Annotated in this window: 25 protein-coding genes and 1 tRNA gene; 10 read left to right on the forward strand and 16 right to left on the reverse strand. The window is 69.5% G+C overall.

Annotation, left to right across the window (positions count from 1 at the left end):
• The first annotated feature begins 518 nt into the window (after positions 1–518).
• The 3 genes from ACFWX1_RS27580 to ACFWX1_RS27590 all read left to right on the forward strand — a co-directional run bounded on the left by ACFWX1_RS27580 (position 519) and on the right by ACFWX1_RS27590 (position 4811).
• Positions 519–1472 (forward strand): TauD/TfdA dioxygenase family protein, encoded by a 954-nt coding sequence (locus tag ACFWX1_RS27580; protein WP_378392072.1) that lies wholly within the window; start codon positions 519–521, stop codon positions 1470–1472.
• Positions 1469–1924 (forward strand): limonene-1,2-epoxide hydrolase family protein, encoded by a 456-nt coding sequence (locus ACFWX1_RS27585; protein ID WP_378392074.1) that lies wholly within the window; start codon positions 1469–1471, stop codon positions 1922–1924. The genes ACFWX1_RS27580 and ACFWX1_RS27585 overlap by 4 nt, the downstream gene beginning before the upstream one ends.
• A gap of 418 nt (positions 1925–2342) precedes the next feature.
• Positions 2343–4811 (forward strand): endonuclease/exonuclease/phosphatase family protein, encoded by a 2469-nt coding sequence (locus ACFWX1_RS27590; protein WP_378392076.1) that lies wholly within the window; start codon positions 2343–2345, stop codon positions 4809–4811.
• Between the two features lie 58 nt (positions 4812–4869).
• On the opposite strand, the gene ACFWX1_RS27595 is transcribed toward ACFWX1_RS27590, so the two are convergent.
• Genes ACFWX1_RS27595 through ACFWX1_RS27605 form a run of 3 tightly spaced genes read right to left on the reverse strand, consistent with a single transcriptional unit; the run spans position 4870 to position 6354 of the window.
• The gene (locus tag ACFWX1_RS27595; RefSeq protein WP_378392078.1) at positions 4870–5583 is read right to left on the reverse strand and encodes a DUF899 family protein; all 714 of its coding nucleotides are present in this window, start codon (positions 5581–5583) and stop codon (positions 4870–4872) included.
• Positions 5580–5933 carry an ArsR/SmtB family transcription factor gene (locus ACFWX1_RS27600; RefSeq protein ID WP_378392080.1) on the reverse strand — a complete coding sequence of 118 codons (354 nt, stop codon included), beginning with the start codon at positions 5931–5933 and terminating at the stop codon, positions 5580–5582. Before ACFWX1_RS27600 ends, ACFWX1_RS27595 begins: the two co-directional genes overlap by 4 nt.
• Positions 5923–6354 (reverse strand): SRPBCC domain-containing protein, encoded by a 432-nt coding sequence (locus ACFWX1_RS27605; RefSeq protein ID WP_378392082.1) that lies wholly within the window; start codon positions 6352–6354, stop codon positions 5923–5925. Before ACFWX1_RS27605 ends, ACFWX1_RS27600 begins: the two co-directional genes overlap by 11 nt.
• A gap of 116 nt (positions 6355–6470) precedes the next feature.
• On the opposite strand from ACFWX1_RS27605, the gene ACFWX1_RS27610 reads away from it, so the two are divergent.
• Both ACFWX1_RS27610 and ACFWX1_RS27615 read left to right on the forward strand, forming a co-directional pair.
• Positions 6471–7763 carry a hypothetical protein gene (locus tag ACFWX1_RS27610; RefSeq protein ID WP_378392084.1) on the forward strand — a complete coding sequence of 431 codons (1293 nt, stop codon included), beginning with the start codon at positions 6471–6473 and terminating at the stop codon, positions 7761–7763.
• Positions 7764–7831: 68 nt separating this feature from the next.
• Positions 7832–8407 (forward strand): hypothetical protein, encoded by a 576-nt coding sequence (locus ACFWX1_RS27615; protein WP_378392086.1) that lies wholly within the window; start codon positions 7832–7834, stop codon positions 8405–8407.
• A gap of 384 nt (positions 8408–8791) precedes the next feature.
• Here ACFWX1_RS27615 and ACFWX1_RS27620 read toward each other — a convergent pair whose 3' ends face one another.
• The 6 genes from ACFWX1_RS27620 to ACFWX1_RS27645 all read right to left on the reverse strand — a co-directional run bounded on the left by ACFWX1_RS27620 (position 8792) and on the right by ACFWX1_RS27645 (position 14395).
• Positions 8792–9172, reverse strand: a complete 381-nt coding sequence (locus ACFWX1_RS27620; protein WP_378392088.1) for a hypothetical protein — start codon at positions 9170–9172, stop codon at positions 8792–8794.
• The gene (locus ACFWX1_RS27625) at positions 9169–11916 is read right to left on the reverse strand and encodes an FtsK/SpoIIIE domain-containing protein (RefSeq protein ID WP_378392090.1); all 2748 of its coding nucleotides are present in this window, start codon (positions 11914–11916) and stop codon (positions 9169–9171) included. Before ACFWX1_RS27625 ends, ACFWX1_RS27620 begins: the two co-directional genes overlap by 4 nt.
• 9 nt (positions 11917–11925) lie before the next feature.
• A complete protein-coding gene (locus ACFWX1_RS27630) occupies positions 11926–12171 on the reverse strand; it encodes a hypothetical protein (protein ID WP_378326922.1) in 246 nt (81 codons plus the stop codon).
• An 8-nt stretch (positions 12172–12179) separates the two neighbouring features.
• On the reverse strand, positions 12180–12440 hold the full coding sequence (locus ACFWX1_RS27635) for a hypothetical protein (RefSeq protein WP_378326921.1): 261 nt from the start codon (positions 12438–12440) through the stop codon (positions 12180–12182).
• A 1045-nt stretch (positions 12441–13485) separates the two neighbouring features.
• Positions 13486–13570: transfer RNA gene (locus ACFWX1_RS27640), tRNA-Ser, on the reverse strand.
• Positions 13571–13630: 60 nt separating this feature from the next.
• Entirely contained in the window at positions 13631–14395 is a 765-nt protein-coding gene (locus tag ACFWX1_RS27645; protein ID WP_378392092.1) for a PP2C family protein-serine/threonine phosphatase, read from the reverse strand.
• A gap of 79 nt (positions 14396–14474) precedes the next feature.
• Here ACFWX1_RS27645 and ACFWX1_RS27650 point away from each other — a divergent pair, with 79 nt between their 5' ends.
• The gene (locus ACFWX1_RS27650; protein ID WP_378392094.1) at positions 14475–16232 is read left to right on the forward strand and encodes a class I SAM-dependent DNA methyltransferase; all 1758 of its coding nucleotides are present in this window, start codon (positions 14475–14477) and stop codon (positions 16230–16232) included.
• Between the two features lie 26 nt (positions 16233–16258).
• Positions 16259–17152, forward strand: a complete 894-nt coding sequence (locus ACFWX1_RS27655) for a serine/threonine-protein kinase (RefSeq protein ID WP_378392096.1) — start codon at positions 16259–16261, stop codon at positions 17150–17152.
• Positions 17153–17182: 30 nt separating this feature from the next.
• Here ACFWX1_RS27655 and ACFWX1_RS27660 read toward each other — a convergent pair whose 3' ends face one another.
• Complete coding sequence (locus tag ACFWX1_RS27660; RefSeq protein WP_378392098.1) at positions 17183–17692, reverse strand: hypothetical protein; 510 nt, start codon at positions 17690–17692, stop codon at positions 17183–17185.
• Positions 17693–17907: 215 nt separating this feature from the next.
• Here ACFWX1_RS27660 and ACFWX1_RS27665 point away from each other — a divergent pair, with 215 nt between their 5' ends.
• The gene (locus ACFWX1_RS27665) at positions 17908–18537 is read left to right on the forward strand and encodes a L,D-transpeptidase (protein WP_378392100.1); all 630 of its coding nucleotides are present in this window, start codon (positions 17908–17910) and stop codon (positions 18535–18537) included.
• A 141-nt stretch (positions 18538–18678) separates the two neighbouring features.
• Here the strand turns inward: ACFWX1_RS27665 and ACFWX1_RS27670 are convergent, their stop codons facing one another.
• Positions 18679–20205 carry a 3-hydroxyacyl-CoA dehydrogenase gene (locus ACFWX1_RS27670; RefSeq protein WP_378392102.1) on the reverse strand — a complete coding sequence of 509 codons (1527 nt, stop codon included), beginning with the start codon at positions 20203–20205 and terminating at the stop codon, positions 18679–18681.
• A gap of 56 nt (positions 20206–20261) precedes the next feature.
• On the opposite strand from ACFWX1_RS27670, the gene ACFWX1_RS27675 reads away from it, so the two are divergent.
• On the forward strand, positions 20262–20894 hold the full coding sequence (locus ACFWX1_RS27675) for a TetR/AcrR family transcriptional regulator (protein ID WP_378392176.1): 633 nt from the start codon (positions 20262–20264) through the stop codon (positions 20892–20894).
• Here the strand turns inward: ACFWX1_RS27675 and ACFWX1_RS27680 are convergent.
• Positions 20879–21556, reverse strand: a complete 678-nt coding sequence (locus ACFWX1_RS27680) for a TetR/AcrR family transcriptional regulator (protein WP_378392104.1) — start codon at positions 21554–21556, stop codon at positions 20879–20881. The genes ACFWX1_RS27675 and ACFWX1_RS27680 overlap by 16 nt on opposite strands.
• A gap of 153 nt (positions 21557–21709) precedes the next feature.
• Between ACFWX1_RS27680 and ACFWX1_RS27685 the strand changes: the two genes are divergently transcribed.
• Positions 21710–22156, forward strand: coding sequence for a nitroreductase family deazaflavin-dependent oxidoreductase (locus tag ACFWX1_RS27685; protein ID WP_378392106.1), 447 nt, complete (start codon positions 21710–21712; stop codon positions 22154–22156).
• On the opposite strand, the gene ACFWX1_RS27690 is transcribed toward ACFWX1_RS27685, so the two are convergent.
• From ACFWX1_RS27690 to ACFWX1_RS27705, 4 genes are all read right to left on the reverse strand, one after another.
• Positions 22103–22363: a hypothetical protein gene (locus ACFWX1_RS27690; RefSeq protein ID WP_378392108.1), complete on the reverse strand. Its 261-nt coding sequence runs from the start codon at positions 22361–22363 to the stop codon at positions 22103–22105. The two genes, ACFWX1_RS27685 and ACFWX1_RS27690, sit on opposite strands and share 54 nt — an antisense overlap.
• An 87-nt stretch (positions 22364–22450) precedes the next feature.
• Positions 22451–23104 (reverse strand): response regulator, encoded by a 654-nt coding sequence (locus ACFWX1_RS27695; protein ID WP_378392110.1) that lies wholly within the window; start codon positions 23102–23104, stop codon positions 22451–22453.
• Positions 23101–24276 carry a sensor histidine kinase gene (locus ACFWX1_RS27700; RefSeq protein WP_378392112.1) on the reverse strand — a complete coding sequence of 392 codons (1176 nt, stop codon included), beginning with the start codon at positions 24274–24276 and terminating at the stop codon, positions 23101–23103. The genes ACFWX1_RS27695 and ACFWX1_RS27700 overlap by 4 nt, the downstream gene beginning before the upstream one ends.
• Before the next feature lie 56 nt (positions 24277–24332).
• A complete protein-coding gene (locus ACFWX1_RS27705; RefSeq protein WP_378392114.1) occupies positions 24333–24887 on the reverse strand; it encodes a hypothetical protein in 555 nt (184 codons plus the stop codon).
• Positions 24888–25012 lie beyond the last annotated feature (125 nt).

Below are 25012 nucleotides of genomic sequence, written 5' to 3' on the forward strand. Positions count from 1 at the left end.
CCTCCCACTCCACAGGGGTCGCGGGGCCGCTCTAGCTCCTACCCCCCACCCCCTCGCCCGCCGCCGCGGGTTGGGGGGGGCCCCCCCCCCCCCACCCCGCCCGGAGGGCTCCGCCCCCGGACCCCCAGTGGTGGGCGCCTTTCGTTGTTCGGTCCCGACCCCGTGTGGTCACCTTTCCGGTCTTCGGTCCTGACCTCCGTTGTCCGGTTGCCTGTCCCGTGTGGTCGCCGCACGGATCGTCGGGCGGAGGCTGGCGCGGGGGTCTCACCTTGTGGACGTCTTGACCTTGGGATGGGCGGGGGAAGACGATGGGGGCATGCCAGCCAGCCGGGAATGTTCGCGTGTCCGGTGGGCCGATCGTGGTCGTGTCCGGTCGGCCGGTGAAGGGGTCGCGGCGTTGCTCCTGCGCCGCGGGCGTCTGGGCTCCCCGCCCGCGTAAGGCGTAGTCGCTCGAAAAGCCACGGGGAAATCGTGGCTGTCTTCGCCTGCCCGAATCCGGAAAAACTCTGGGAGCCACCATGTCCGTAGATCTGCCTGCCCGTGTCCAGCTTCGGTCCGCGATCGTTCCCGCCGACGGCATCCTCGAAGGCCCGCGTGTGTTGCGCAGGCTGCCGGAAGGCGTCGAGGAACGTCCGTACGAGCTGTTCGACCTGCGCCCGCTCGGCCGGGTCATCGGCGCCGAGATCGGCGGCGTCGATCTCGGCGAACCGCTGACACCCGCGCTGCGTGCCGAACTGAACCGCGCGCTGCTCGAGTGGAAGGTGCTGTTCTTCCGCGATCAGGACATCACTTCGGCGCAGCAGCGCGCGTTCGCGGCGAACTGGGGCGAACTGGAGACGAACCCGTTCATCCCGCGGGGCGACACGGAGCAGGTGACCCGGTTCGCGCGCTCGGCGAGCATGCCCGCGTTCGAGAACATCTGGCACGTGGACGTGACGTTCCGCCCGAACCCCGCGCTCGGCTCGGTGCTGCGGCTGATCGAGGTGCCGCCGGTCGGCGGCGACACGATGTGGGCGGACATGGCCGCCGCGTACGACAACCTGCCCGAGGACGTCCGCGTCCGCATCGACGGGCTCACCGCCGTGCACGATTTCATCCCCGGTTTCGCCCGGTTCTCCGACCCGGAATCGCTGGCGCGCAGGCAGCACGAGTTCCCGCCGGTCGAACACCCGGTGGTTCGCGTGCACCCGGAGACCGGGCGCCGCACGCTGTTCGTCAACCAGGCGTTCACGACCCACATCGTCGGCATGGACCGCGCCGAAAGCGACCGCCTGCTGCGCTATCTCTTCACCCGCGCGCACATCCCCGAGTTCCAGGTGCGGTTCGGCTGGCGGCCCGGTTCGGTGGCGTTCTGGGACAACCGCGCGACCCAGCACTACGCGGTCAACGACTACCACCCGCACGTGCGGGTGGCCGAGCGCGTCGCGATCGCGGGCGACCGGCCGTTCGGGGGCCTAACCTCGAAGGTATGACCGAGCCCAAAGCCGTGGTTGAACACTTCCTTCGCGCGCTCGAGAACCTCGACATCGACGGCGCGCTGGCCTTCGCTTCGGACGAAATCGTGTACCAGAACGTCCCGCTGCCGCCCGCGCGCGGCCGCGCGGCGGTGGAGAAGCAACTGCGCCTGATGGCCCGGTTCGGCACCGGGTTCGAGGCGCGGACGCATCACATCGCCGCGGACGGGCCGATCGTGCTCACCGAGCGCACCGACGTGCTGCGCGCGGGCGCGTGGGAGGCGGAGTTCTGGGTGTGTGGCACGTTCGAGGTCGTCGGCGACGAAATCGTGCTGTGGCGCGACTATTTCGACTGGACGACATTCCTCGCGGCGAGCGCCAAGGGCGCGGGCCGCGCGGCGCTGGCAGGCGCGCGCACCCTGCTCGAACGAGCCAGGGCTCGCGGGCAGGGTCAGCCCAGCCACGGCTGACCGCCGGACACGGTGACAGGGCGCCCCTCACGCGACGGTGACCCCCGCCGCGAAGGAGCGCCCTGGCAGCGCGGCTACACGGACACGCAAGTGAGAATGATCAGCCCCCACATGATCAGACTCCCTCCCCCCGTGCCGTGTGGCCGGTGAGCGGCCTTCGGTCCACCGTGTCCTCGAACTGTGGTCTAGAACACTTTTCCGGTCGCCCATGAGTAAGGTACTGCGCCCTGCCGGCAAAGGCGCCGAAGCTTGAGCTTCATTTAAGGCAGATGCGCCGTCCGGGTGACAGGCCCGCCCACGCTGTCACTTTGTGCGGTTGCGTCGTCACGCGTCACGAATTGTTGCCATTGTGTCTTCCTGATCCTCACTTGTTCGGGGGACGATGCGTCGACCGTCCGATCGACCAGGGGGACCGAGCGTGAGCAGAACCCGCCGCACCAGAGCAACAGCTTCACTGATCGTGATCGCCTCGGCAGGCTTGCTACTCGGCGGGGTGACGGTGGCGCCGGCGCTCGCCGCGCCCAGCGCCGACGCCGTGATCGCCGAGGTCTACGGCGGAGGCGGTAACTCGGGTGCCACGCTGACCAGCGACTTCATCGAACTCGGCAACCGCGGCGCGGCGGCCGCGAGCCTGGACGGCTTCAGCGTTCAGTACCTGCCGGGGTCGCCGAGCGCGTCGAGCACCTGGCAGGTCACGACGCTCACCGGAGGCGTCCAGCCCGGCGGGCGCTACCTCGTCGCCGAGGCGAAGGGCGCGGGCGGGACGGTAGCGCTGCCTGCCCCGGACGCCACCGGCACGATCGGGCTCTCCGCCACCGCGGGCACCGTCGCGCTCGTCCAGGGCACGACCCCGCTGACCTGCAAGACCGCTGCCGACTGCGCTGCCGACACGCGGATCAAGGACCTCGTCGGCTTCGGCTCGGCGGTGGTCCGCGAGGGTTCCGCCACGGCGGCGACGTCCAACACGACGTCCGCCGCCCGTGCCGCCTCGCTGGCCGACACGGACGACAACGCGGCCGATTTCACCGTCGGCGCGCCGACCCCGACCAACAGCAAGGGCGAGACGCCGGGCGGGGACGGTCCGCCGCCGGTCACCGCGAAGATCCACGACATCCAGGGCACGACACGGATTTCCCCGTTGAAGGACCAGAAGGCCGGGGGCGTGACCGGGATCGTGACCGCGGTGCGGACTTTCGGCTCCGCGCGAGGATTCTGGTTCACCGATCCGCATCCGGACAACGACCCGCGCACCAGCGAGGGCCTGTTCGTGTTCACCGGCTCCACCAGCCCGGCGGTCGCGGTCGGCGACGCGGTCACGGCGAGCGGTGTCGTGCGCGAGTTCTACCCCGAGGCGCCCGCGACGTCGACGCACCAGTCGCTGACCGAGCTGACGAGTGCACAGTGGACGGTCGAATCGCACGGAAACTCGTTGCCCGCACCGACCGTGGTCACGCCGGATCAGGTACCCGACGCGTATGCGCCGTCGCCGGGCGGGAACATCGAATCGTTGCCGCTGGAGCCCTCGAAGTATTCGCTGGACTTCTGGGAGTCCCACGAGAGCGAGATCATCAGCGTCACCGACGCGCGGGTGGTCGGCCCGACGACCCAGTACAACGAGCTCTACGTCACCACGAAGCCCCAGCAGCACGAGACGTCGCGCGGCGGGACGGTGTATCTGGGCTACGACAAGCTGAACACCGGCGTGCTCAAGGTTCAGTCGCTGATTCCGTTCGAGCAGCGGCCGTTCCCGAAGGTCAATGTCGGTGACGTGCTGGCCGGGGTGACCTCCGGGCCGGTCGAATACAGCAGCTTCGGCGGGTACACGCTGTTCGCGAGCACGCTCGGCACCGAGAAGGACAACGGGCTCCAGCGGGAGACCACTCGCAAACAGCGATCGGGTGAACTCGCGGTGGCGACCTACAACGTCGAGAATCTGTCCCCCAAGGACAGCGCGGAGAAGTTCGGCAAGCTGGCCAAGGGCATTGTGGACAGTTTGGCCTCGCCGGACATCGTGAACCTGGAGGAGATCCAGGACAACAACGGCCCGACGGACGACGGCACCGTCGCGGCCGACCAGACGCTGCGGAAGTTCACCGACGCCATCGCCGCGGCGGGCGGGCCGCGCTACGAATGGCGGGAGATCGACCCGGTCGACGACACCGATGGCGGGCAGCCGGGCGGAAATATCCGTGTCGCCTTCCTGTTCAACCCGGCCCGGGTGTCCTTTGCAGACAAGCCGGGTGGCACGGCGACGGCGCCGGTCGGCGTGACCACCACCCACGGCAAGCCGCATCTCACCTTCTCGCCCGGCCGGGTCGACCCCGCCAACGAAGCCTGGACGACGAGCCGGAAGCCGCTCGCCGGCGAGTTCGTGTTCCACGGCAGGACGGTGTTCGTCATCGCCAACCACTTCAACTCCAAGGGCGGCGACCAGCCGACCCACGGCCGGTTCCAGCCGCCTTCCCGGAGTTCGGAAGTCCAGCGGGCCAAGCAGGCGACCGTGTTGCGTGGCTTCGTCGACAAGATCCTCGCCGCGGACCGCACCGCGAACGTGATCGTCGCGGGCGACCTGAACGACTACCCGTTCTCGCCCGCCGTCCAGACGCTGACCGCGGGCGGTGCTTTGAAGGATCTGATCGCCGGGCTGCCGGAGGTCGAGCGGTACAGCTATGTCTACGAAGGACAGTCGCAGGTACTCGACCACATCCTGGCCTCGGCCGCGCCGCGCAGTGTCGACTACGACGTCGTCCACGTCAACGCCGAGTTCGCCGATCAGGCCAGCGACCACGACCCGCAGGTGGTGCGCTTCCGGCCGGGTGCGGGCAACGCGTTCCAGGATGCGCTGTACGACTGGCTGGACCGCCTGGACCAGCTGTTCGGCCGGTAACCCTTCCACGGTAAGGAAAACCGCCTCCGAGACCGTCGGCTCGGGGGCGGTTTTCCGTTCAGCGCAGGGCGTCGGATCGTCCGGCGCGGAGCCGGGACCACTGGGCCGTGGGACGTCCGTCGACGCGGAGAAGGCTCTGGTCGACGGGCCACCCCTGTGGCCAGCCGTCCGGCGAGTTCTCCCAGGTTTCCTGCCGTCCGTACGGGGTCCTGTCCAGCAGCCCGTAGCTCGGCGCCATCACTTCGAAGCCGCGTCCGCCGGTGGAGTAGGTCTCGTACACCTTGTCGCCGTCTCGGAGGTAGAACGCCAGCAGGAAGAAGGGGCGCCCGGCGAGCAGTGCGTCGGCCGAGTCCTTGACCGAATACCACGGCACGTCCCAGCCCATGAAGTCGCGATAGCGGACACTTTCCTCATACGGGCCTTGGCAGAACGTCGCATAGGTGACGTCGCGGGAATGCAGATAGGACAGTTCGCGGACCTGTCCATTGTAGAACGTACAGCCTTCGCACTGCTCGGCCGCCGGATGACCGGTGTGCCACATGTGGAAGTAGGCGATGAGCTGCCGTCGGCCCTCGAAAACGTCCAGCAGCGAGACCGGCCCGTCGGGACCGATCACCTCGATGCCGGAATCCACTTCCACCATCGGCAGCCGTCGCCGCGCCGCCGCGATGGCGTCGCCTTCATGGGTGTGTGCTTTTTCCCTGACCCGCAATTCGTCCACTTCGGACTGCCAGGTGGCCCGGTCGACCACTGTGGGGATACTCGCGGTCATTGGTCGTCTCCCTTCGGTTCGCTTGCTTCGAGGTGGTTCTTCAACGCGCCGAGCGGACCGTCCCAGTCGCGGGCCAGGGCCGCCAGGAACCGCTGTGCGACGTGCATCGGCGCGGAGTGCAGGCGGTAGCGCACTCTGCGGCGTTCGCCGGGTACGGCGATCACCAGCTCGGCCTCGGTCAGCAGGGCGAGATGCTTGGCGATCGCCTGCCGGGTGATCGGCAACCGGGCGGCCAGGTCCGTTGCCGTGGCCGGACCTCCGGTGGCGAGCGCCGCCAGGATGGCGCGGCGGCTCGGATCGGCCAATGCGGCGAAGACCTGTTCGGCGATCGCCTCGGTGTCAGGCGGCATCGAGGTAGGCGACGAGTTCGCCCAGTTCCTTCGCCCAGCCCGTGGTGTTGCCGTCGAACGCCACGCGGTAGGTGTCCCCGGACAGCTGGGCGAAGCCGGTCTCGACCACCGTCAGCCGGGTGCCCGCCGCCACGGGTTCGAGGGTGAACTCGACATAGGTGCGGCGCGGATCGTCCTCGGGCAGCCCGTAGATCCGCCAGGTGAACCCGAAGACCGCCGGCTCCTCGACGCGCTCCACCCGCATGTCGGCGGTGTGCCCGTGGGTCCAGGTCATCCGGGCCGAACCGCCGGGCCGCAGGTCGATTTCGGCGGTCTCGCCGAACCAGGCGGCGAGTCCCTCCGCCGTGGTGAGCGCCGCCCAGACCTGCTCCGGCGGGCGGGTGATCTCGACGGTCCGTTCGATGCGATCGGGAAAAGCCATCGCGGCCTCCAGTGAGTAGCAACCGTTCGGTTGCTACTGTATGGCAACCGAACGGTTGCGTCAATGGGGCGAAAACGGGTTGTGGCCGCGGTGAAGCGGGTGCGAGCCTCGGCGACGTGCTCGCCGAACTGCACCTCCACTTCCACGGCTGTATCCGCGCGCCCGCGCTGCTCGATCACCTCGCGCGGGCCGAGCACGTGCTGTGGGACTGGTACGAAACGGAAATGGCGGCCGCGTATGGGGTCGTGCCGCCGGCACGGCAGCTTGTCGAGCGGTACCGGGCTGGTGACGAGACCGCGGCCGACGAGTTCGGGAAGCTGTTCGTGTTCGGCGACGCCGACGCCGGCACGTTCGCCCGTTTCCAGGCCAAGGCGAATCTGCTGTGGCTCGCGGCGCGGCCGGAAGACCACTCGAAGCCGTGGTCCGACACCGCGGCCGAGGTCGCTCGGTTCGCCGCAGGGATCCGTGCCGAGCATCGGCGGCAGGGCGTCGAGTACGCGGAGTTCCGGGTCAGCGCCGATATGGTCGCGGCGGCGTGCGGTGGCGCCGAAGACGGGCTCGTCGAGCGGTACGCGATTTCGTTGCCTCGTAAGGATCCTTGGCCGGAATGGGCGCGCGTTCAGGCACTTGCCCTCGGACCGTACGGGGCTTCGGTGACCGGTGTGGACTTCTGCGCCAACGAGGAAGGACATCCGCCGAAGCACAAGGCGGCGTTCTTCGCCGCCGTCCACGACTTCAACGTGGCGCACCCGGAACGCGCGCTGGCGATTCTGTACCACGTCGGGGAAAGCTTCGGTGACAAGAGCCTGGAAAGCGCGGTGCGCTGGGTGGACGAAGCGGCCGAACTCGGGGCGCACCGGCTGGGGCACGCGATCGCGCTGGGCGTGGAGCCCGCGCTGTTCGGCGTGCACACCCGTTCGGAGCCCGTTGCCGAGCGCCGGGACCAGATCGCTTACGACCTCCGCCACCACGACGGACTGCGCGCTGCCGGTGTCCACGTCGATCCGGCCTCGCTACGCGTGGAGCTCGCCCGGCTCGATGCGATGCCTGAGGACGCGACCATCACCGTCGACTACGACCACGCGCGACTCGCCGAAGTTCGCCGCCGCCAGGATTACGCCATCGCCAGGGTCCGGGCGACCGGCGCGGTGATCGAGGTCTGCCCGACGTCGAACCGGCGGATCGGCGGATTCACCGACCCCGCACAACATCCGATCCACCGGTTCCTGTCGGCAGGTCTGCCGGTGGTGGTCTCCTCCGACGACCCGGGCATCTTCGACACCACCCTGGCCGACGAACTCGACTGGGTCTGCGAACACACCGGCGGCGGCGAAGACCTACGTCGGACATTGCTGGAAACCGCACGGCAAAGCCGCTCCGAAGCCCTCACCGGCCGGATCGATAGCTAAAAGTCGAATCCCACGAACGAAGAGCGGGTTCCAGCGGTATTCTCGTCTCCGAGACGAGAGGGGATATTGTGGCTGGAGCGCCTGCGCAGCAGGGGAAAAGTGGCTGGTCCGAGGTCGGCCCCAAGTGGATCACCGCAATCGCAGGCCTGATCACCGCACTGGCCGGTGCGGGTTTCTTCGTCGGCCGCGCCAGCGCTACAGACCCCAAGCCAGCGCCCGTCATGACGACGGCCACCGTCACCGTGACAGCTCCGGCGCTGGCCCCTGCGCCGCAAGGCAGCACTGCCGCCCAGGCACCCACGAACCATAGCGTCTACTTCGAGGGCGATCTGGAATTCGGCGAGTACAACCTGGACTATCGGACACCGCGGCCGGTAGCTGAGCAGAGCATCGCTCGTTACGTAACCACCAACTGGCTACACGTCAGTGGCGGGAAGACTCGTCTTGTTGAGTGGAAGACCGACTCCGTGCCTGACAAGAACCAGTGTGGGGCGCTGGTGGACGAGAAGGGAACGAACGAGGCCAATGGCCTTGTCGCCACAAGCCGGGTTTGCGGCCGCACGGACGAAGGTCGAATCTTTCGCATTGACCTCAAGAACGTCGGCGTGGTGATCCGGTCACACGTGACGGTATGGGACAAGTAGTCAGACCTTTGGCTCGTCACCCCAGCGGTGTCCTTTGTAGACGGATCGGATGAACTGTTCTTAGTCGTGGGAGGCAGCTATCCGGAGCTTCAGGCAGGCAGGGAACTTGCCGTCGCATTGGCGAGGCAAGCGCTGATCTTCGAGAGGTATTGCAGAGACAGGCAGATACTGCTGAAGCGGGGCAGCCCGGAGGACGACAAGAACACCTACCGATAGGGAGTCACGCGGAGATATGGCCTCCATCCTGCTGGATGCGCGCATGGCGAATCAACCATCCGCGCGGCCGAGCACGAGACCCCCTGTGGACAAGCCTGTCGCGCGAAGCATCATGGTCGGTGGCTGTGTCTCGAACGTCCGGGACACGACCGCGCCACTGCCCGAGCGTCAGCGCTTCGCGCGCCAGCCCAGGGCAAGGACGGCTTGGACCAGTTCCTGGTAGCTCGGCTTGACTTCTTCCAGGTAACGTTCCAGGTACTGTGGCCGGGCAGTGGGTACTGGCTCTGGTTCCTCGATCTCCAGCCAGACCAGTCGTTCCACGTTGTGCAGCGCCATTTTCCACCAGCGCGCGGCGCGTTCGGCGGCGCGCTCCTCGCGTTCGGTGGCGGCGGCGACGGCGGCCTGCGCGTCGGCCATCGCGGCTTCGAGCTCGTCGACGCGGGCGAGTTCCCAGTTGCGCAGGTTCTCCGCCGATCCCCTGGCCATGCCCACGATTTCCTTGTACCGCATGGCGGCGGTGACGCCGTCGTCGCTGATGCGATCGCTCATGACACACCTGTCCCTTCGGAATCGGGCCGCTGGAACGGGATGATCACTTCGGGCGCGCCGTGGGTGCTGCGGTCGAAGAACAGCGCCCGGCCCGGCCGCGGTGACCAGTGCACGACCTGGCCAGCGGCGAATGGGGACAGCTCGTTGCCCTGCACGTCGAGCGCCGCCCACGTGCCGATGTCGTCCGTGCCGCCGAAACCGAGGGTGTCCTTCAGCCGGGCGATACTGCGCCACCAGCCGATGGTGTGAACGCCGTGGCCGGGGCCCTGCTTGAGCAGCGTGCGCAGGTGGTCGAGCCCGCTCTTGGGTTGTCCGACCGCCTTGGCCTCCAACGTGGGCAACGCCGCGTCGACGCCGTACAGCAGGAGTATCTTCGCAGTGTCCCCTGTGGACAGTTCTGCGGCGATCTCGCCCAGCCGGGCTGGCAGGTCCTCGGTGAGATCGACCCGGTGGCCCTCGTGCCGCAAACGTTCGGCCAGCTCGCCGACGGCCGGGGCGCAGGCCTCGACCGGGCAGCTCACCACGAACTCGACCGCCCCGTGCTCGTACTGGCGGGCAAGGGACCGCGCCGCGGAGTCCATGATGGACAGTGCCTCGGCTGTCGCCGCGCCCAGCACGGCGATGTTGCGGCCGGGCGCTGGCGGGAGGTCGACGCCGCAGGCGGCCTCGGTGACGTCGATCGACTGACCGAGCAGCGCACGGGGTTTGGTGTTCGGTTCCAGGCCCGTGTACACCGGGAAGTGTTCCAGGATCGGCGAATGCGCGCCGTCGAAAAGCCGCGGCCGCGCGAAGCTGTCCGCGTACTTCTCCCACAGCTTGTGCTGCAGGTCGACGAAGACGTTCTTGCTGCTCGCGTCCGGCACGTGCGCCAGCTGGTTTCCGTGTGACACACCGGAATCGTGGTTGAGCACGGCGTGCCACTTCGGCGCGGACACCGCCGCGTTGTTCGTCTCGGCGAGCACGCGCCGCGCCTTCGGCATCGCGATGCGCAGCGTGCACTGTTCGAACACCGCGGGCTTGCCCCAGAACGCCTCGATCCCCGCGACGTCCTGGCTGGCCAGCACCAGGTGGATGCCCTGCGAACGCCCGCGCCGCGCGATGTCCTCCAGCAGCTGGGTCGCCTGCGCGGTCACACCATCGCGGCCGGCGAACAGGTACTGGAACTCGTCGATCACCGCGACGATCCGCGGCCAGTGCCCTTCCGGGTCCTGCTCACGCAGGTCCGCGAGGTTCGTCACCTCGTGTTCCTTGGCCGCGGCCGAGCGGCGGCGCAGTTCGTCGGCGAGGAATCGCAGGAGCGCCAAGCCGAATTCACGGTCGGTGTTCACGTTGACGCCGACGAGCCGGGCGTGCGGCAGCCAGCTGGCGTCCTTGCGGCCGGGCGCGAGTCCGGCGAACGACACACCTTCCTTGAAGTCGAGCAGGTACAGCGCCAGCTCGTCCGGGCCGTACCGCGCGCACATGCTGCCCAGCATCGCGTAGAGGAAGTTCGTCTTCCCCGAACCGCTCGGGCCGCCGATGAGCGCGTGCGGGCTCGCGTCGCCGATGACGACCTCGACCGGCTCGCCCTCGAAGAACCCCACGGGCGCACGGAGTTCACGCGCGGAGCTCTCCTTGCCGAACTCGGTCGGCAGCAGATCGGCGAACGAACGCGGGCCGCCCTGTTTGGCGATCAGCGCCTCGGCGATCCGGCCCGCGGCACGGATGACCTGGCCCGACGGCAGCGGCGGATCCAGATCGACGACCAGGTCGGTCCCGGTCATGCTGCTGATCGCGCGGCGGTCGTCGAGCAGGCTGAGCGTTTCGACCGCCGCGTTCACCGCGGTCGGCACGTCCACCATGATCAGGCAGATGCCCGCGGCGAGCGCACCGGTCGCGACCCGCTTGAGTTCCCGCGCCCGTTCGGGTTCCAGGGTTTCGCCGTTGCCGTAGAGCACCGCGATGCGGAACGGTTCGACTCGTTGCCCGCTGGCGCGGCGGATCTCCCGCAACGTCGTGTGCCCCGCCTGCATCCCGGTGGCGTGGATGCGGCGGATGTGCCCGGCGAGCTCGTCGAGCAGATCTTCGAGCCGTCCCGGGTCGTACAGCGTCAGCGCGCTGGTGCGGCTGAGCGGATAGAGGTCCGGCAGGATCGCGGTCAGCTGCCCCATGTCCCAGAGATGCACCCGGACCGCGCCGGGCTCGAACGTGCTGAGCACGCGGATGAGCAGGTTCTGCACGATCGCGTCGATGGCGGGCCTTGTCTTCGGCGCCGACGTGATCGCCAGATGGGATTCGTCCAGCAACGGGACGGCGACGTCGAAGGTGCGGGCGATGTCGCGGCCCGCGGTGGTCACCGAGCCGACCCGCCACAACCCCGGCGCGGTGATGCCGGGGTTGTGGCCGACGCGGCCGAGCCATTCGCCCGGTGGCCGTCCGGCCGGGCCGGGTGCGTTGGCGGCGACCAATTCCCGCAACTCGTTCGGCCCTGCGGACCAATCGGTGTAGTACGCGCTGCGGACGCCGCTCAGCGCGGTGAAGACGTCGTGCGCGGCGGGGTGACGGGACCATTCGTGTTGCTGCTCGGTGCTGGCGTGGTCCATGCCGACCTTGACGATCTGCTGTTCCAGCTCGAGTTTGGCGAGCTCGGCCGCCGCGGCCTTGCGGGCGCCCGCGGCGGCGCCGAGCACCAGCCCGATCTGGTGCCGGACCCGGTTCAGCGCGGTTCGTACCCGCTCGCGCTGTTCGGCTGCCTTGCTCTTCATGGGAATTCCCTAGAGACGTGACTGGTAACCGCTTACCAGGTCGTCGGCGGTGGCGAGCCGGGAGAGGAGCTGTTCGAGCCCCTCGTCGGCCTGCGCGAGCTGCACAGGGAGCCAGGGATCGGCCTTGGCCTGTGCGTCGACCAGTGCCCGCCGGGCGTCACCGAGCAGGCTTTTGGCCCGCTCGGTGTGGGCCCGCCCGTTCGCCAGTCCGTCCTGGACCGCGGTCAGCAGTTGGTGGAGCTCGGCGAGTCCCATGTGGGAGGTCAGAGCCGTGCCGAGTAGGAGTCGGCCGAGGAAATACCCGCCTCGATGGTGCTTTGCATACCGCTGATGCCATTCAGCGCTTCGGCGAGCAGGCCGTGAGCCTGGTTCACCTCTTGCTGACTGCTGCCCTGCGTCGCCTGCGCGAGCGATTGCTGGGCTTCTTCAAGAGATTGCGCGGCCTGCTGAAGTGCGGCGATGCTCGCGGACGCCTTCTCGTTCGCGAGCGCGATACCAGCGCGGATCTCTTCGACTCCGGCCATGGGGGCGGACTCCTTGGGATGTATGAGGCTGGAAACGACTAGTACAAACTTAGCGTGATCAAGTGACTCTGGTAAGTGAAGGTTAGGGTGGAACCAACAAGGCCCCGGACGGGAAAAATGTCCGGGGCCTAACGGGCTTGCGGAAGTACCGGATTCGAACCCGCGCAGGTGTCGTGCATCGGGGCTCGTGCCCCGCTGGCCCCAGGTCAGTGGGGTATTCGTGACACGGTGAACCTCCGCGAACCGGTACGAACGAGACGGTGATTGAGACTAGCGTGGGCATCGGACCTCACCGCCACCGGAGCCGACTTCGTTGTCGCGGCAACAACGGCGGGGCGCCGGACTCGCGCCCGGCGGCGTTCGTGACCAGTGAGGACCGGTCGGGTGGTGACGTCGGCGCGCAGCCGGAGCCCCGTACCGGGTCGCCGAGCTGGATGAGGCCAGTATGACGCGGCCGGAGGTGTTGGCGGGCAAGGCAAATGCCAGGTTGGCAACAGGATTGACAAGCGGGGCGGGGATGTCACCGCCGCGTCGTCCGGCCCGGGTTACGCGTTTCGGCGGGCAGCCGATCGGGTGGCGCCGCAGGCAAGCGCTGCACCCTCGGCTGAGGCTACTGGTGCCGCTCGACGGGTGGCGCTTGGTCGGCGGCGTCGGCGATTCGTGCGACGGCGTAGGCCACCGGCTGGAGCACGGTAGTTCCGATCGTGGAGGGCCGGCCTGGATTCGTGCCTCGGCGCAACCAAGCCGGATCGTCCCCGCGCATGCGGGGAGGGGGGATACCAGGTGTGCGGCGAACCTCTCTACGGGACATCCCCGCCTGCGAGGGGAACAAGCTACTTGACCAGCGGCTGGGGCGGCGCCACCCGGCTTCGTTCATTCACCTGTCCTCAACGCTCCGTTCGCGACGTTCAACGTCCCCAACGGGGCGGTCGGGACAGTTCATTCGCGGCCTAGCCACTGCCGAGACGGCAACCGAGGCAAGCCCGCTACGGAAAACGCCGGGTGCCCTTGAGGGAACACCCGGCGTTTCGCCTGGTTACCGCTGCGGAGGATACAGGATTCGAACCTGCGAGGGCGTGAACCCAACACGCTTTCCAAGCGTGCGCCTTAGGCCGCTCGGCCAATCCTCCGCGGGAAACGATACCGGATGGGTCGGCGCCGGTGTACAGGAGGTCTGACCTGCGCGAAGCTCAGGCGGGTGTGGCGGGGAGTACGTCGGCCACGACGCAGGTGATGTTGTCGGGCCCGCCGCCGTCGTTGGCGAGGTCGATGAGGGCGGGCACGGCTTCGGTGGGGCCGGGCGCGCCGGCGAGGATCTCGCGGATGGCCGATTCGGCCGCCGGAGCGGTGAGCCCGTCGGAACACAGCAGGTAGCGATCACCGGGTTCGGGGGCGAACGTCCACAGATCGGGGTCCGGCGCGCCGGACCCTTGAAGCGCTTTCATCAGCAGGGAGCGGCGGGGGTGCCCGGCCGCTTCGTCGGGGGCGATCCGGCCGTCTTCCACCAGCGCCTGGACGAACGTGTGATCACGGGTGATCCGGTGCAACTCGCCGTGCCGCAGAACGTAACCGCGCGAGTCCCCGATGTGCGCGGCGGCGAACCGGGAACCGTCGAACAGCAGCGCGGTGAGGGTGGTCCCCATGCCTTCGGTGGCGGGTTCGCGCGCGGAGATTTCTGCCAGGCGGACGGGGATCCGGCTCACCGTTTCGCCCAGTGTCGCCTGGAGGTCGAGCGCGGCGGGGTCCAGTGCCCGCAGTTCGGCGTCGAGTTCGCCGAGTACCGCGACCGCGGCGGCGCTGGCCACCTCGCCGTACGGCTGGCCGCCGATCCCGTCGGCCACGGCGAGCAGGCGCCCGCTGGCGTAGACCGAGTCCTCGTTGACGTCCCGGCGTCGTCCGACGTCCGACCCGGCCGCGTAGCGCAGGACGTAGCGCGGCGTCTGCTGCTGTGTCATGGCTCCCATAAAAGCATTGGTTGACTCAGTTCACAAGCAAAGCTGGCGAAAACAGAAGTTGCGACTAGAGTGGCCGGTCATGGACGACGCGACGATCAGCGCGGTCGAGATCGCCCGGCTGGCCGGGGTGGGGCGCGCCGCGGTCAGCAACTGGCGCCGCCGGTACGCCGACTTCCCGGCGCCGACCGGCGGCACCGCGTCCAGCCCGCTCTTCTCCCTCGCCGCCGTCCAGTCCTGGATGGCCGCCCGTGGCAAGCACTTCGAACTCACGACAGGTGAACGAGCCTGGCGGCGATTACGTGCCCTCGGCGACGATCTCGATCTCGGGGCCCGCCTGAGCAGGGCCGGGGAGTACCTCGTCCACCGGCACGAGGACGTCGACCCCGAACTTTCGGCGCTGCTCGACGACCTGGCCGCCGAGATCGGTGCGGCCGCCGCCTTCGAGCTGTTGTTCGGGCGCTACATCGAGGCGCACTCTCGGCAGCTTTCGAACACGCCGGCGCCGATCGCGCGCCTGCTGGCCGCGCTCGCCGGCCGGGACGCGGAGACCGTGCTCGACCCGGCGTGCGGGTTCGGGACGCTCCTGCTGTCGAGTGCGGCGCCCAAGGTCCTCGGCAGGGACGCCGATCCGATCGCCGCGTCGATCGCCGCGCTGCGCCTGGCCCTGCACGACTACGACGGCGAGGTCCGGGCGGCGGATTCCTTGCGGGACGACGGATTTTCCGGGGGAATCGCGGACGCCGTGCTGTGTGACCCGCCGTTCAACGAGCGGGTGTGGGGACACGACGAGCTGATCGACGACACCCGCTGGGAGTACGGGCTCCCGCCGCGCGGTGAGTCCGAACTGGCCTGGGTGCAGCATTGTCTCGCGCGGGTGAAACCGGGTGGGGTGGTGGCGATCCTGATGCCCGGCGCGCCCGCCGCGCGCCGCAGCGGCAAGCGGATCCGCGGGAACCTGTTGCGGGCGGGGGCATTGCGCGCGATCTTCACCCTCGCGCCCACCGGGCCGGACCTCTGGCTGCTGCGGCGTCCCGAACCGGGCGGGCAGCCGCCGTCGACCGTGCTGCTGGCCGGACCGGTCGATGCACCGTCCACAGTGGAGCGGCTGTGGCAGGAGTACGAGCGCGACCCCGAGGCGTCGGGGACCCGGATCATCGACCTGCTCGACGACGACATCGACCTCACCCCGGCGCGGCGGCAGGGCGGCTCGGAGCATTCCGGCCGCGCCTTCGCCGAGGCGTACGAACGGTTTTCCGCGTTGCCGCTGGCCGTGCCGTCGTTCGAGCCGAGTGACGCGGAGCCCGCGTTCACCACGATCGGCGAGCTGATCAAGGCCGGGGTGATCGAACTGCGGCACGCCCCGGCGAGGACGTTCGAAGGGGAACACCCGCTGCTGACCCTCGACGATCTGGCCGCCGGACGCGCGCCGACCGGACGGGCCGAGGCGGCGGCCGGTGAGGTGCTGGCCGCGGCGGGCGACGTCGTCGCGTCGGTGACCGGGCTCGCTCGTGTCCACAGTGGACCGACAGTGCGGGTCGGGCCCGCGCTGTCGGTGTACCGGGTGGATCCCGGCCGGCTGGACGCGTGGTTCCTGGTGGGCTGCCTCCGCGCGGCGGAGCTGCCTGCGAACACCGGCTCGACCCGGATCGACGTGCGCCGGACGCGGATTCCGCGTCACCCGGTGGAAACGCAGCGTGTCCACGGCCGCGCGTTCGCCCGGCTGACCGCGTTCGAAGACGCCGTGCGCGAGGCGGCCGAGATCGGCCGCACGCTGGTCAGGCTAGGATTTGCCGGGCTCACCGAGGGGCGCCTCGAGCCGGGAAGCGCGCAGGGGTGAGGTCGGGAGGTCACACAGGAGGCCGGATGCTCATCGCCGATCGCTACGAGCTCGACGAATTGCCGAGAGGGCGTGGCGGGATGGGCTCGGTGCACGGCGGTCACGACCGCAGGCTCGGCCGGCGGGTCGCGGTCAAACTGCTGCGGCTGCCCGGCGGCGACGAGGAGCTCGAACAGCGGTTCGCCAGGGAGGCCCGCATCCTGGCCACCCTGGATCATCCTGGCGTGCCGACGTTGTACGACTTCGGGACCCACGACGAGCGGTTGTTCCAGGTCATGCAGTTCGTCGACGGGGTGACCGTCGCGGACCTGCTCGCCGAGCACGGGCCGCTGCCGGTGCCCTGGGCGGCCGCGATCGCCGCGCAGACCTGCGCGGTGCTGACCGCGGCGCACGCGCTTTCGGTCTGCCACCGCGATCTCAAACCGGCGAACCTGATGCTGTGCCCGGACGGCAGTGTCAAGGTGATGGACTTCGGGCTCGCGGTGCTGCGCGAGGCCGACGTCGCGCAGTTCACCAGGGCGGGGCAGATCCTCGGCACCCCTTCGTACATGGCACCGGAACAAATCCAGCGCGGCGTGGCCGAACCACGCAGCGACCTGTACGCGCTCGGCTGCGTCCTGCACGAGATGCTCACCGGCGTCCAGCTGTTCAGCGGGCCGACCGCGTACGCGGTGTTCGAGAAGCAGGTCAAGGACGCGCCGTCCGGGATTCCGGGTGTGCCACGCGAACTCGACGCCGTCCTCGCCGAGATGCTGGCGAAGGACCCGGAACGTCGTCCGGCGGGGGCGGCCGCGCTGTACGACCGCCTCGGCCCGTTCGCCCGGAACCTCCCGCCGCTGCCCGGTTTCCTGCGTCCGGCCGACGAGCCGAGCCCGGGGCGGATGTACGCGCGCATGGTCGGCGAGGTCCTTTCCGGATAGTCCTTTTCGGACGATCTTTGTGGACGGTGGTCAACGGGCGGCCGCGACGGCCCGCTGCTCCGCCAGCGGCAGCCGCAGCTGCTGGATGCGGTAGTACGTCAGCGCGTTCTGCACGCCGATGCTGATCCCGATGGTCAGTGCGATCGACGCCGAGGTGAGCGGACCGGTGATGCCGAGCACCGTGCCGAGGCCGACGAAGCCGAACCGCACCGCGATGGTGACCACCCAGAGCACCACCGTCATGGCCGATCCCTTCTGGAACGTCGTCCCGGCACGTTCGGTCAGCGTGGTGGAGGCGGAGCGGATCGCGCCCAGTACGGCGAGCGCCGCGACGTCGGCGGCGAGCAGGCCGATTTCGGCGGCGGACGCGCCGGGCAGTGCCTTGATGGTGAAGAACCCGCCGATCGCCACGAGCAGCAGCGGCAGCTTCGCCAGGCCGCTCCGGGTGAGCAGCGTGCCGCGCAGCTGCGTGTAGATCACCTTGTAGAAGACGAGAGCCGCGACCCCGGCGTAGAGCAGGATGGTGGTTGCGGTGTTCATGGCTGGGTACTCCTTCGATCAGGCGGGCTTGCCGTGTGTTCCCAGCATCGGCGGAACGGGCTGGGGAAACGTCGGCGTACGGGCCGGTCCCGGGTTGATCCCGGCCTCAACCCAGGGGTGGAGACGCCAGGCCACTCGATCGTGGCCTTTCGGGGCGACCGGCGCCGGGGCGATGCTCGTCAGCAAGGCGGAACACGAAACGGGAGGTGACAGACATGCGGACGACGAAGCGGTTGCTGGCGGGGTCGGCCGCGCTGGCGACGACGTTCGTGCTGACCGCGTGCACAGGCGCGGGTACACCGGGTGCGGTGGCGGAGCCCGCCGCGATGGCCGCCCCGGCCCTGGCTCCGGCGAGTGCTCCGGCCGCGCCACCGCCACCGCGCACCAACACGGCAGCGTCGGCGGCGTCGCACGGCAAGGTCGTTTCGGCGACGTTGCATGGCACGACGAAACCCGTGTCTCAGCCGGCGGCGAAGGATTCCGGGGTGCCGTGCCCGGCCGCGGCGGCGTCACCAGGGACGAGCGCGTGTGCCGACATCTCGGCACACCAGGCGTGGCTACTGCAGGGCGGCAAGGTGATCTACGGTCCCGTGCCGATGCTCCCTGGCCTCAAGAGCTACCCGACGCCGACCGGCAAGTTCCACGTGCTGTCGAAGGTGAAGAACTTCTGGTCCACGGAGTTCAAGGCGCCGATGCCGAACTCGGTGTTCTTCTACCCCGGCGACGCGTTCCACTCGGGCAGCCTGTCGCAGTACTCGCACGGCTGCATCCACCTGTCGCCCGGCGCGTCGCTGACGTTCTTCGACACCCTCCACGTCGGTGACGTCGTGCAGGTCGTGCCCTGATCCGAGTCCCACATTCGCGCGCCCGAGTCCCACATTCGCGGGGCTGAGTTCCCCATTCGCGTGCACCGTGTTCGCCCGCGAGTGTGGAACTCGGGCTCCTGAGTGTGGGACTCGGCGGCTGGAGTGTGGGACTCGGGCCGGTCAGGTGCCGAGCAGGTCGGCAGGGGTGGTGCCGGTCGTGGTGAGCGGGAGGCCGAGCGCGGCGCGCTCGGTGAGCCAGGCGCTGGGCCGGTAGCGCGGGTCGCCGGTGCTCGCGGCGAGGCCGCGCAGGATGAGCAGCAGTTCGTCCGCGCCGAGCGCTTCGCCCCAGGCGAGCGGGCCTCGCGGATAGCCGAGCCCGAGCCGGACGGCGGTGTCGATGTCGGCGGGTGCCGCGAGCCGCTGTTCGGCGATGAAGCAGGCGGTGTTGACGATCGAAGCGAGCAGGCGCTGCGCGATCGGGGCCGGGCCGTCGCGGACGACGCTCACCGGGCGCCCGGTCGCGGCCAGCGCACCCCACATCGCGCGACCCGCGGCGGGGTCGAGGCCGGGATGCACGGACAGCGTCAGCCGCCGCTCGAACCGGCCGAGCGGATCGACGCCGCCGACGCGCTCGGGCGGCAGCCCCGCCCGGCGTGCGGCGTCCACTGTGGACTCTCCGAACGGGGTGACCAGGAGAACGGCGTCGGGGTAGGCATCCGAGACCACCTGGACACCAGCGCTGCCCAGCAGCCGGGCGAGACCTTCGTCGGCGGCGTACACCGGGCAGTCCGGGGCGGGCGGCGGAGTGGGCTCGGATTCGACCTGCTGGACGCCGTCCTCGTAACGGTAGAAGCCTTCGCCGTTCTTCCGGCCGAACAAGCCGGCGGCCACTCGCGGCCGCGTCAGCCACGACGGCCGCAGCCGCGGATCGCCGTGGAACCCGCTCCAGATGCTTTCCAGTACGGCGTGGGAGACGTCGAGCCCGGTGAGGTCCAGCAGCTCGAACGGGCCGAGCTTGAGACCGAGCACGTCGCGGGCGATGCGGTCGATGTCGGCGGGGGTGGCGATGGCCTCGGAAAGGATCTGCAGTGCCTCGGTGCCCAGGCCGCGACCGGCGTGGTTGACCAGGAATCCCGGCGCGTCGGGGGCGAGCACCGGTTCGTGGCCCCAGCGGCGGACGAGGTCGAGGGCCGCGGCGGGCAGCCAGTCGGCGGTCCGGGCGCCGGGCACGACCTCGACCAGTCGCATCAGCGGGACGGGGTTGAAGAAGTGCAGGCCGACGAACCGGGCCGGGTCTGCGAAACCGGTGGCGATCTCGGTCACCGACAGGGAGCTGGTGTTCGTGGCGAAGACCGTCCGCGGCCCGCAGACCCGTTCCAGCTCGGCGAAGAGCGTCCGCTTGGTTTCCAGATCCTCGCGGGCGGCCTCGATCACCAGGTCCACGTCGTCGGCCGGAGCGGTGGGGCTGTCGACGGCGACGAGCCGGGCCTTGATGGCCTCGGCGTCCTCTGTGGACAGTTTTCCCTTCGTGGCGAGCTTGTCGGCCATGCCGCCGATGTACTCGATGGCGCGCACGACGGCGTCCTGCCGGACGTCGGCCAGTTCGACGGTGACCCCGGCGGTCGCGGCGAGCTGGGCGATGCCCCGCCCCATCACGCCGGTCCCGACGACCCGGATCCTGCCGACCTGTGCTGCCCACTCCGTCACGTCGCGCCGCCTTCCGCCGATGTCCTTCTCCCGCGAAAGGTACCGTCTCGGCCGTGATGGCGAAGCGGCTGACGCGGGCGGAAAGCCGCGAACGGACGAGGGAACGGCTGCTCACCGCCGCGGCCGAGCTGTTCGCCGAGCGCGGGGTCAACGGGACGTCGGTCGAGCAGATCGCCGAACGGGCCGGGTACACGCGCGGTGCGTTCTACGGGAACTTCGAGGGCAAACACGAGCTGGTCGTCGCGTTGCTCGCCCAGCGGAGAGCACGGGAAGCAGCCGAGATCAGTGCTCTCGCCGAAGGTGTGGGGTCGTTCGAGGAGATGTTGCGACGCCTGCGCGAGTGGCACGTCGAGCGGGCGCGGCACCTGCCGGAGTGGTTCATCCTGCGGACCGAGCTGACGCTGTATGCGCTCCGCAATCCTTCGGCCCGGCCACTCGTCGGCGCGGGCGAACTCGAGGCACGTGCGCTGCTCGAGGGCGGGATCTCCGCCGAGCTGTCCCGGCGTGGTGTGCGGTCACCCGCGGATCCGGAGTTCCTCGCGCTGATCGTGCACGCGCTGGAGGACGGGCTGCTGCGTCAGCGGTTCCTGACCCCGGACGGCATCGGCGACGACGTCGTGGTGGACGCGCTGGAGCTGCTCATGCGGTCCTGGTCGTCCGGCGATTCCGGTGCTCAGAGCCCGACGTAGTCCGCCATCCGTTCGGTCACGTAGTCGAAGTACAGGTCGGACGGGTCGACGCTGCCGACGTACTGGCCGAACAGCTCGAAGCTGATCGTCCCGAACAGCTGGGTCCACGCCGTGAGCAGCCGGAGCATCGTCTGCGCGTAGATGTCGACGCCCAGTTCCTCCGCGACCGTCTCGACCTGCTCGCGCAGCCGGGGATCGAGGATCTCCTGACGCGGCGTGCGCAGGTCCTCCAGCCGCATCGCGTTGATCAGTGCCCGCGCGACCCGGCCCGCCGGGGCGATCGTGTCCTGCGGTGCCTGGTAACCGGGGATCGGTGAGCCGTAGATCAACGCGTACTCGTGCGGATGGTCCTTGGCCCACGCGCGGGTGGCGTGCCAGATCCGGCTCCAGCGTGCCCGGGGGGCGATGCCCGGCTGGTTGTCGGCCTGTTCGGCCGCCTCGCCGATCGCGTTGTAGGCGTCGACGATCAGCTCGGTCAGCAGGTGATCGCGGCTGGGGAAGTACCGGTACAGCGCCGAAGAGACCATGCCCAGCTCGCGGGCCACCGCGCGCAGCGAAAGCCCGTTCGCCCCGACCTCGGCCAACTGGCGGCGGGCCTCGTCCTTGATCTCCTTGGTCAGTTCGGCCCTGGCCCGTGCGCGGGCGGTCTTCGGCGCGGTCATGGTGCTCAGTGTGCCAGGAGTGAGAGCGGTGCACAAATTCGAGAGCGCTGCTCTTGACGAAGACCGATGCTCTGGTGTTCACTGCTCTTAACCGAGAGCACTGCTCTCACATTGGAGCGGGGATCACGGGATCCACGAATCGAGGAGGACGACATGACCAGGCGCTACGTCGAGCCGGGCAAGGCCACCGCGGTGTTCAACCGGGTGATCCAGGGCCTGACCAAGCTGGGGGTGAGTGTGTGGGGCAGCAGGGTGCTGGTGGTGCGGGGTCGCAAGAGCGGCGAACCGCGGTCGGTGCCGGTCAACCTGCTGACGCTGGACGACAGCCGGTACCTGGTCGCTCCGCGAGGCGAGACCCAGTGGGTGCGTAACCTTCGCGCGGCCGGTGAAGGACAGCTCCGCGTCGGCCGCCGGACCGAGGACTTCGGCTACCGGGAGCTGACCGACGACGAGAAGCCCGCCGTGCTGCGGGCCTACCTGCGGCGCTGGAAGTTCGAGGTCGGCGTGTTCTTCGACGGCGTCGACGACAAGGCGAGCGACGAGACGCTACGCGGAATCGCCCCCGGATACCCGATCTTCCACGTTCTCGCCCGAGGCTGACGAGGGTGACGGCGTCGCCGGCTTCCGCCGGGTCGCGGTGGCGGCGACCAGCACGACCCCGCCGAGGAACGCGATCAGCCCGATCAGGAACCAGAGCTTCTGCCCGGTCATGAAGCTGCCGCCGAGCACACCGATGCCCTGGAGCACCCAGACCGCGCCGACCAGTGCGAGCACCACCCCGACCGCGAGCAGGATCCAGCGCTTCATGGCTCAGCTCCTCCCGTCACCGGCGTCCAGTTTCGCACCGCGGGCGCCGGGAGGCGAGCCATGACCCGCGCAGCGTCCACAAAGGACTCACTTGTCGACGAGATCGTTCTTGTAGGCGTACACCACCGCGTGCACCCGGTCGGGCAGCCCGAGCTTCGACAGCACCCGCGACACGTGCGTCTTCACGGTCTCCTCGCCGACGTGCAGCCGCCGCGCGATCTCGGCGTTGCTGCACGCGTTCGCGATGAGCAGCAGCACCTCGCGTTCGCGGGAGGTCAGGCGGGACAACTCGGGCGGCTCGGCGGTGGGTGGTTCGAGACTGCTGGTGAACTTCGCGACCAGCCGCCGGGTCACCGACGGGTCGATCAGCGCGTCCCCGCGCGCCGCGACCCGCATCGCCGCGACGAGTTCCTCCGGCGCGAGGCTCTTGAGCAGGAACCCCGAGGCGCCCGCGCTCAGCGCCCGGTAGACGTACTCGTCGGCGTCGTAAGTGGTCAGCACGAGGACCCGGGTGTCGTTGCCCGGTGTCGCGAGGATCGCTTCGGTGGCGGCGAGGCCGTCGAGCCGCGGCATCCGGACGTCCAGCACGGTGACGTCGGGCCGCAGCCGCGCGGTCTCGGCCACCGCCTCGCGGCCGTCCGCCGCTTCGCCGACGCATTCGAAGTCCGGCTGGGTGTCCAGCAGCGCCCGCATCCCGGACCGGAACATCGCGTGGTCATCGGCCAGCAACACCCTGATCATGAACTCTCCACGGGAAAACTCACTTTGACCTGCCAGTGCTTTCCATCGGGCAGCTGACCGTATTCGACCTTCCCGCCGAACAACGTCACCCGCTGCCGGATCCCGCTCAACCCGTGGTGGGCCCGGTTCGCGGCCGCGGCGGGGCGGGGATGACCGACGCCGTTGGTTACGGTGAGGACGAACTCGGTGCGCCGGTGGTCGAGTTCGATCTCGACCGCCCCTTCGCCGTGGCGCAACGCGTTCGTCAGCGCTTCCTGCGCGATCCGGTACAGCGCGATGTTCAGCGAATCCGGCAGATCCCGTGGTTGCCCGCGCACGATCAGCCGCGCGGGCAACCCGGCCGCGCGGACGGTGTCGAGCAACTCGTCGAGATTTTCCAGCCCTGGTTGACGTTGCGGCGCGTCGGGGCCGGTGGCGTGCAGCAGGTCGAGCAGACGCCGCAGATCGGCCATGGCGGCCCGGCTGGACGACTCGACCGCGCCCAGCGAACGGCGTACCGCGGGCTCGCCGTCGGCGGGCAGCCCGAGCCGCGCGGCGCCGGCGTGCACACCGATCGCACTGACGTGGTGCGAGATGACGTCGTGCAGGTCGCGCGCGATGGTGGTGCGTTCCTCGATCACCGCGCGGCGTACCGCTTCCGCCTCGTTCTGGCGGCGTTGTTCGGCCGCGAGTTCGAGATCGGCGATGTAGGCCCGCCGCGCCGTGGTGTACCGGCCCACCAGCCACGGCAGCAGCCCGGACACCGCGACGCCGATCACGAGCAGCCGCCAGTCGCTCGCTGTGCGGCCACCGGCGAGGAGATCGGTCGCGGTGAGCCCGGCCAGCATCGCGGCGAGCGCGAGGAGCGCGGGTACCGTCCGCAACCACGCGCCGGAGCGATATCCGGCGATGAGGACGCCTGAGCTGTTGACGGCGATGTAGCCGCGGCAGTCGCAGAGCAACAGCGTCGCGGCGACCAGCAGTACCGCGTGCGCGAGCGAAACCCAGCCCGCGTAGCGCGCCGGGCCTGCCAGCGCGGCGTTGACCGCGATGCCGGCCAGGAGCACCGCCCACGCGCGCCAGCCCGCCTCGGGGAACGGGCCGCGCAGGACGAACATGGCGGCGTCGGCGATCAGGCAGACCAGCGCGACCAGCAGCGACTGGCGCGTCAGTGATCCGCTGATGTCCCGCACCAGCCCAACTCTGCCCTAATCCACCGCCGTCCGGGGGCGGTCTTCGCGGGTCAGCGCTAGTTGCCGCCCCGCCGTCCGGTGCCCTGTCCCTGGCGTTGTCCCTGCTGGCCGATCGTCGTCGCGGTAGCCGTCTGCCCGGACACCTTGGCGACCACGGTCACGGTCTGCCCGGTCTTCGGATCGCCGGTCTTCTTGGTCGACGAGTCGATCGTGTAGGTCTGCTGGTAGCCGTCCTTGCTGGTCAGCGAGATCGACGTCGCGCTGATCGCGGTGATGCCGCCGGTCTGCAGCCGCTCGGTGGTGTAGTTGCCGTCGCGGTCCGCGACGACGAAGTCGCCGTGCACCGCGTTGCGCAGCGCCGCGGCGCCACCACCCACGTTGTTGCCCTTGCCGGGCTGACCACCGGGGCCGCCCTGACCGGCCGGCTCCTGTGCCTGCGCGTTGTCACTTCCGCTCGTGCTCGCCCAGATCGCCGCGCCGCCACCCGCGACGATTACGACCGCGATGCCCGCGGCGATCGCGGTCTTGCGGCCGGACCAGGACTTCTTGGCGGGCGGCTGATCGCCCCAGTTGGCCCCGGATGGTGGGGTCGCCGGCTGTTCGCTGCTCATCGTGTTCCTCCGGTCGTACCTGTCTGGAGGCAGCGTCGCTCCGCCCGCTGTGCGAGAGCTGTGGTGCCGGTGGGCGCCTGCTGTGTGGGTGACGGGCCTGGTCACCGGTTCAGGTGAGGCTCACA

The organism is Amycolatopsis sp. NPDC059021 (assembly GCF_042739895.1).
In the GTDB taxonomy this organism is placed as follows: Bacteria; Actinomycetota; Actinomycetes; order Mycobacteriales; family Pseudonocardiaceae; genus Amycolatopsis.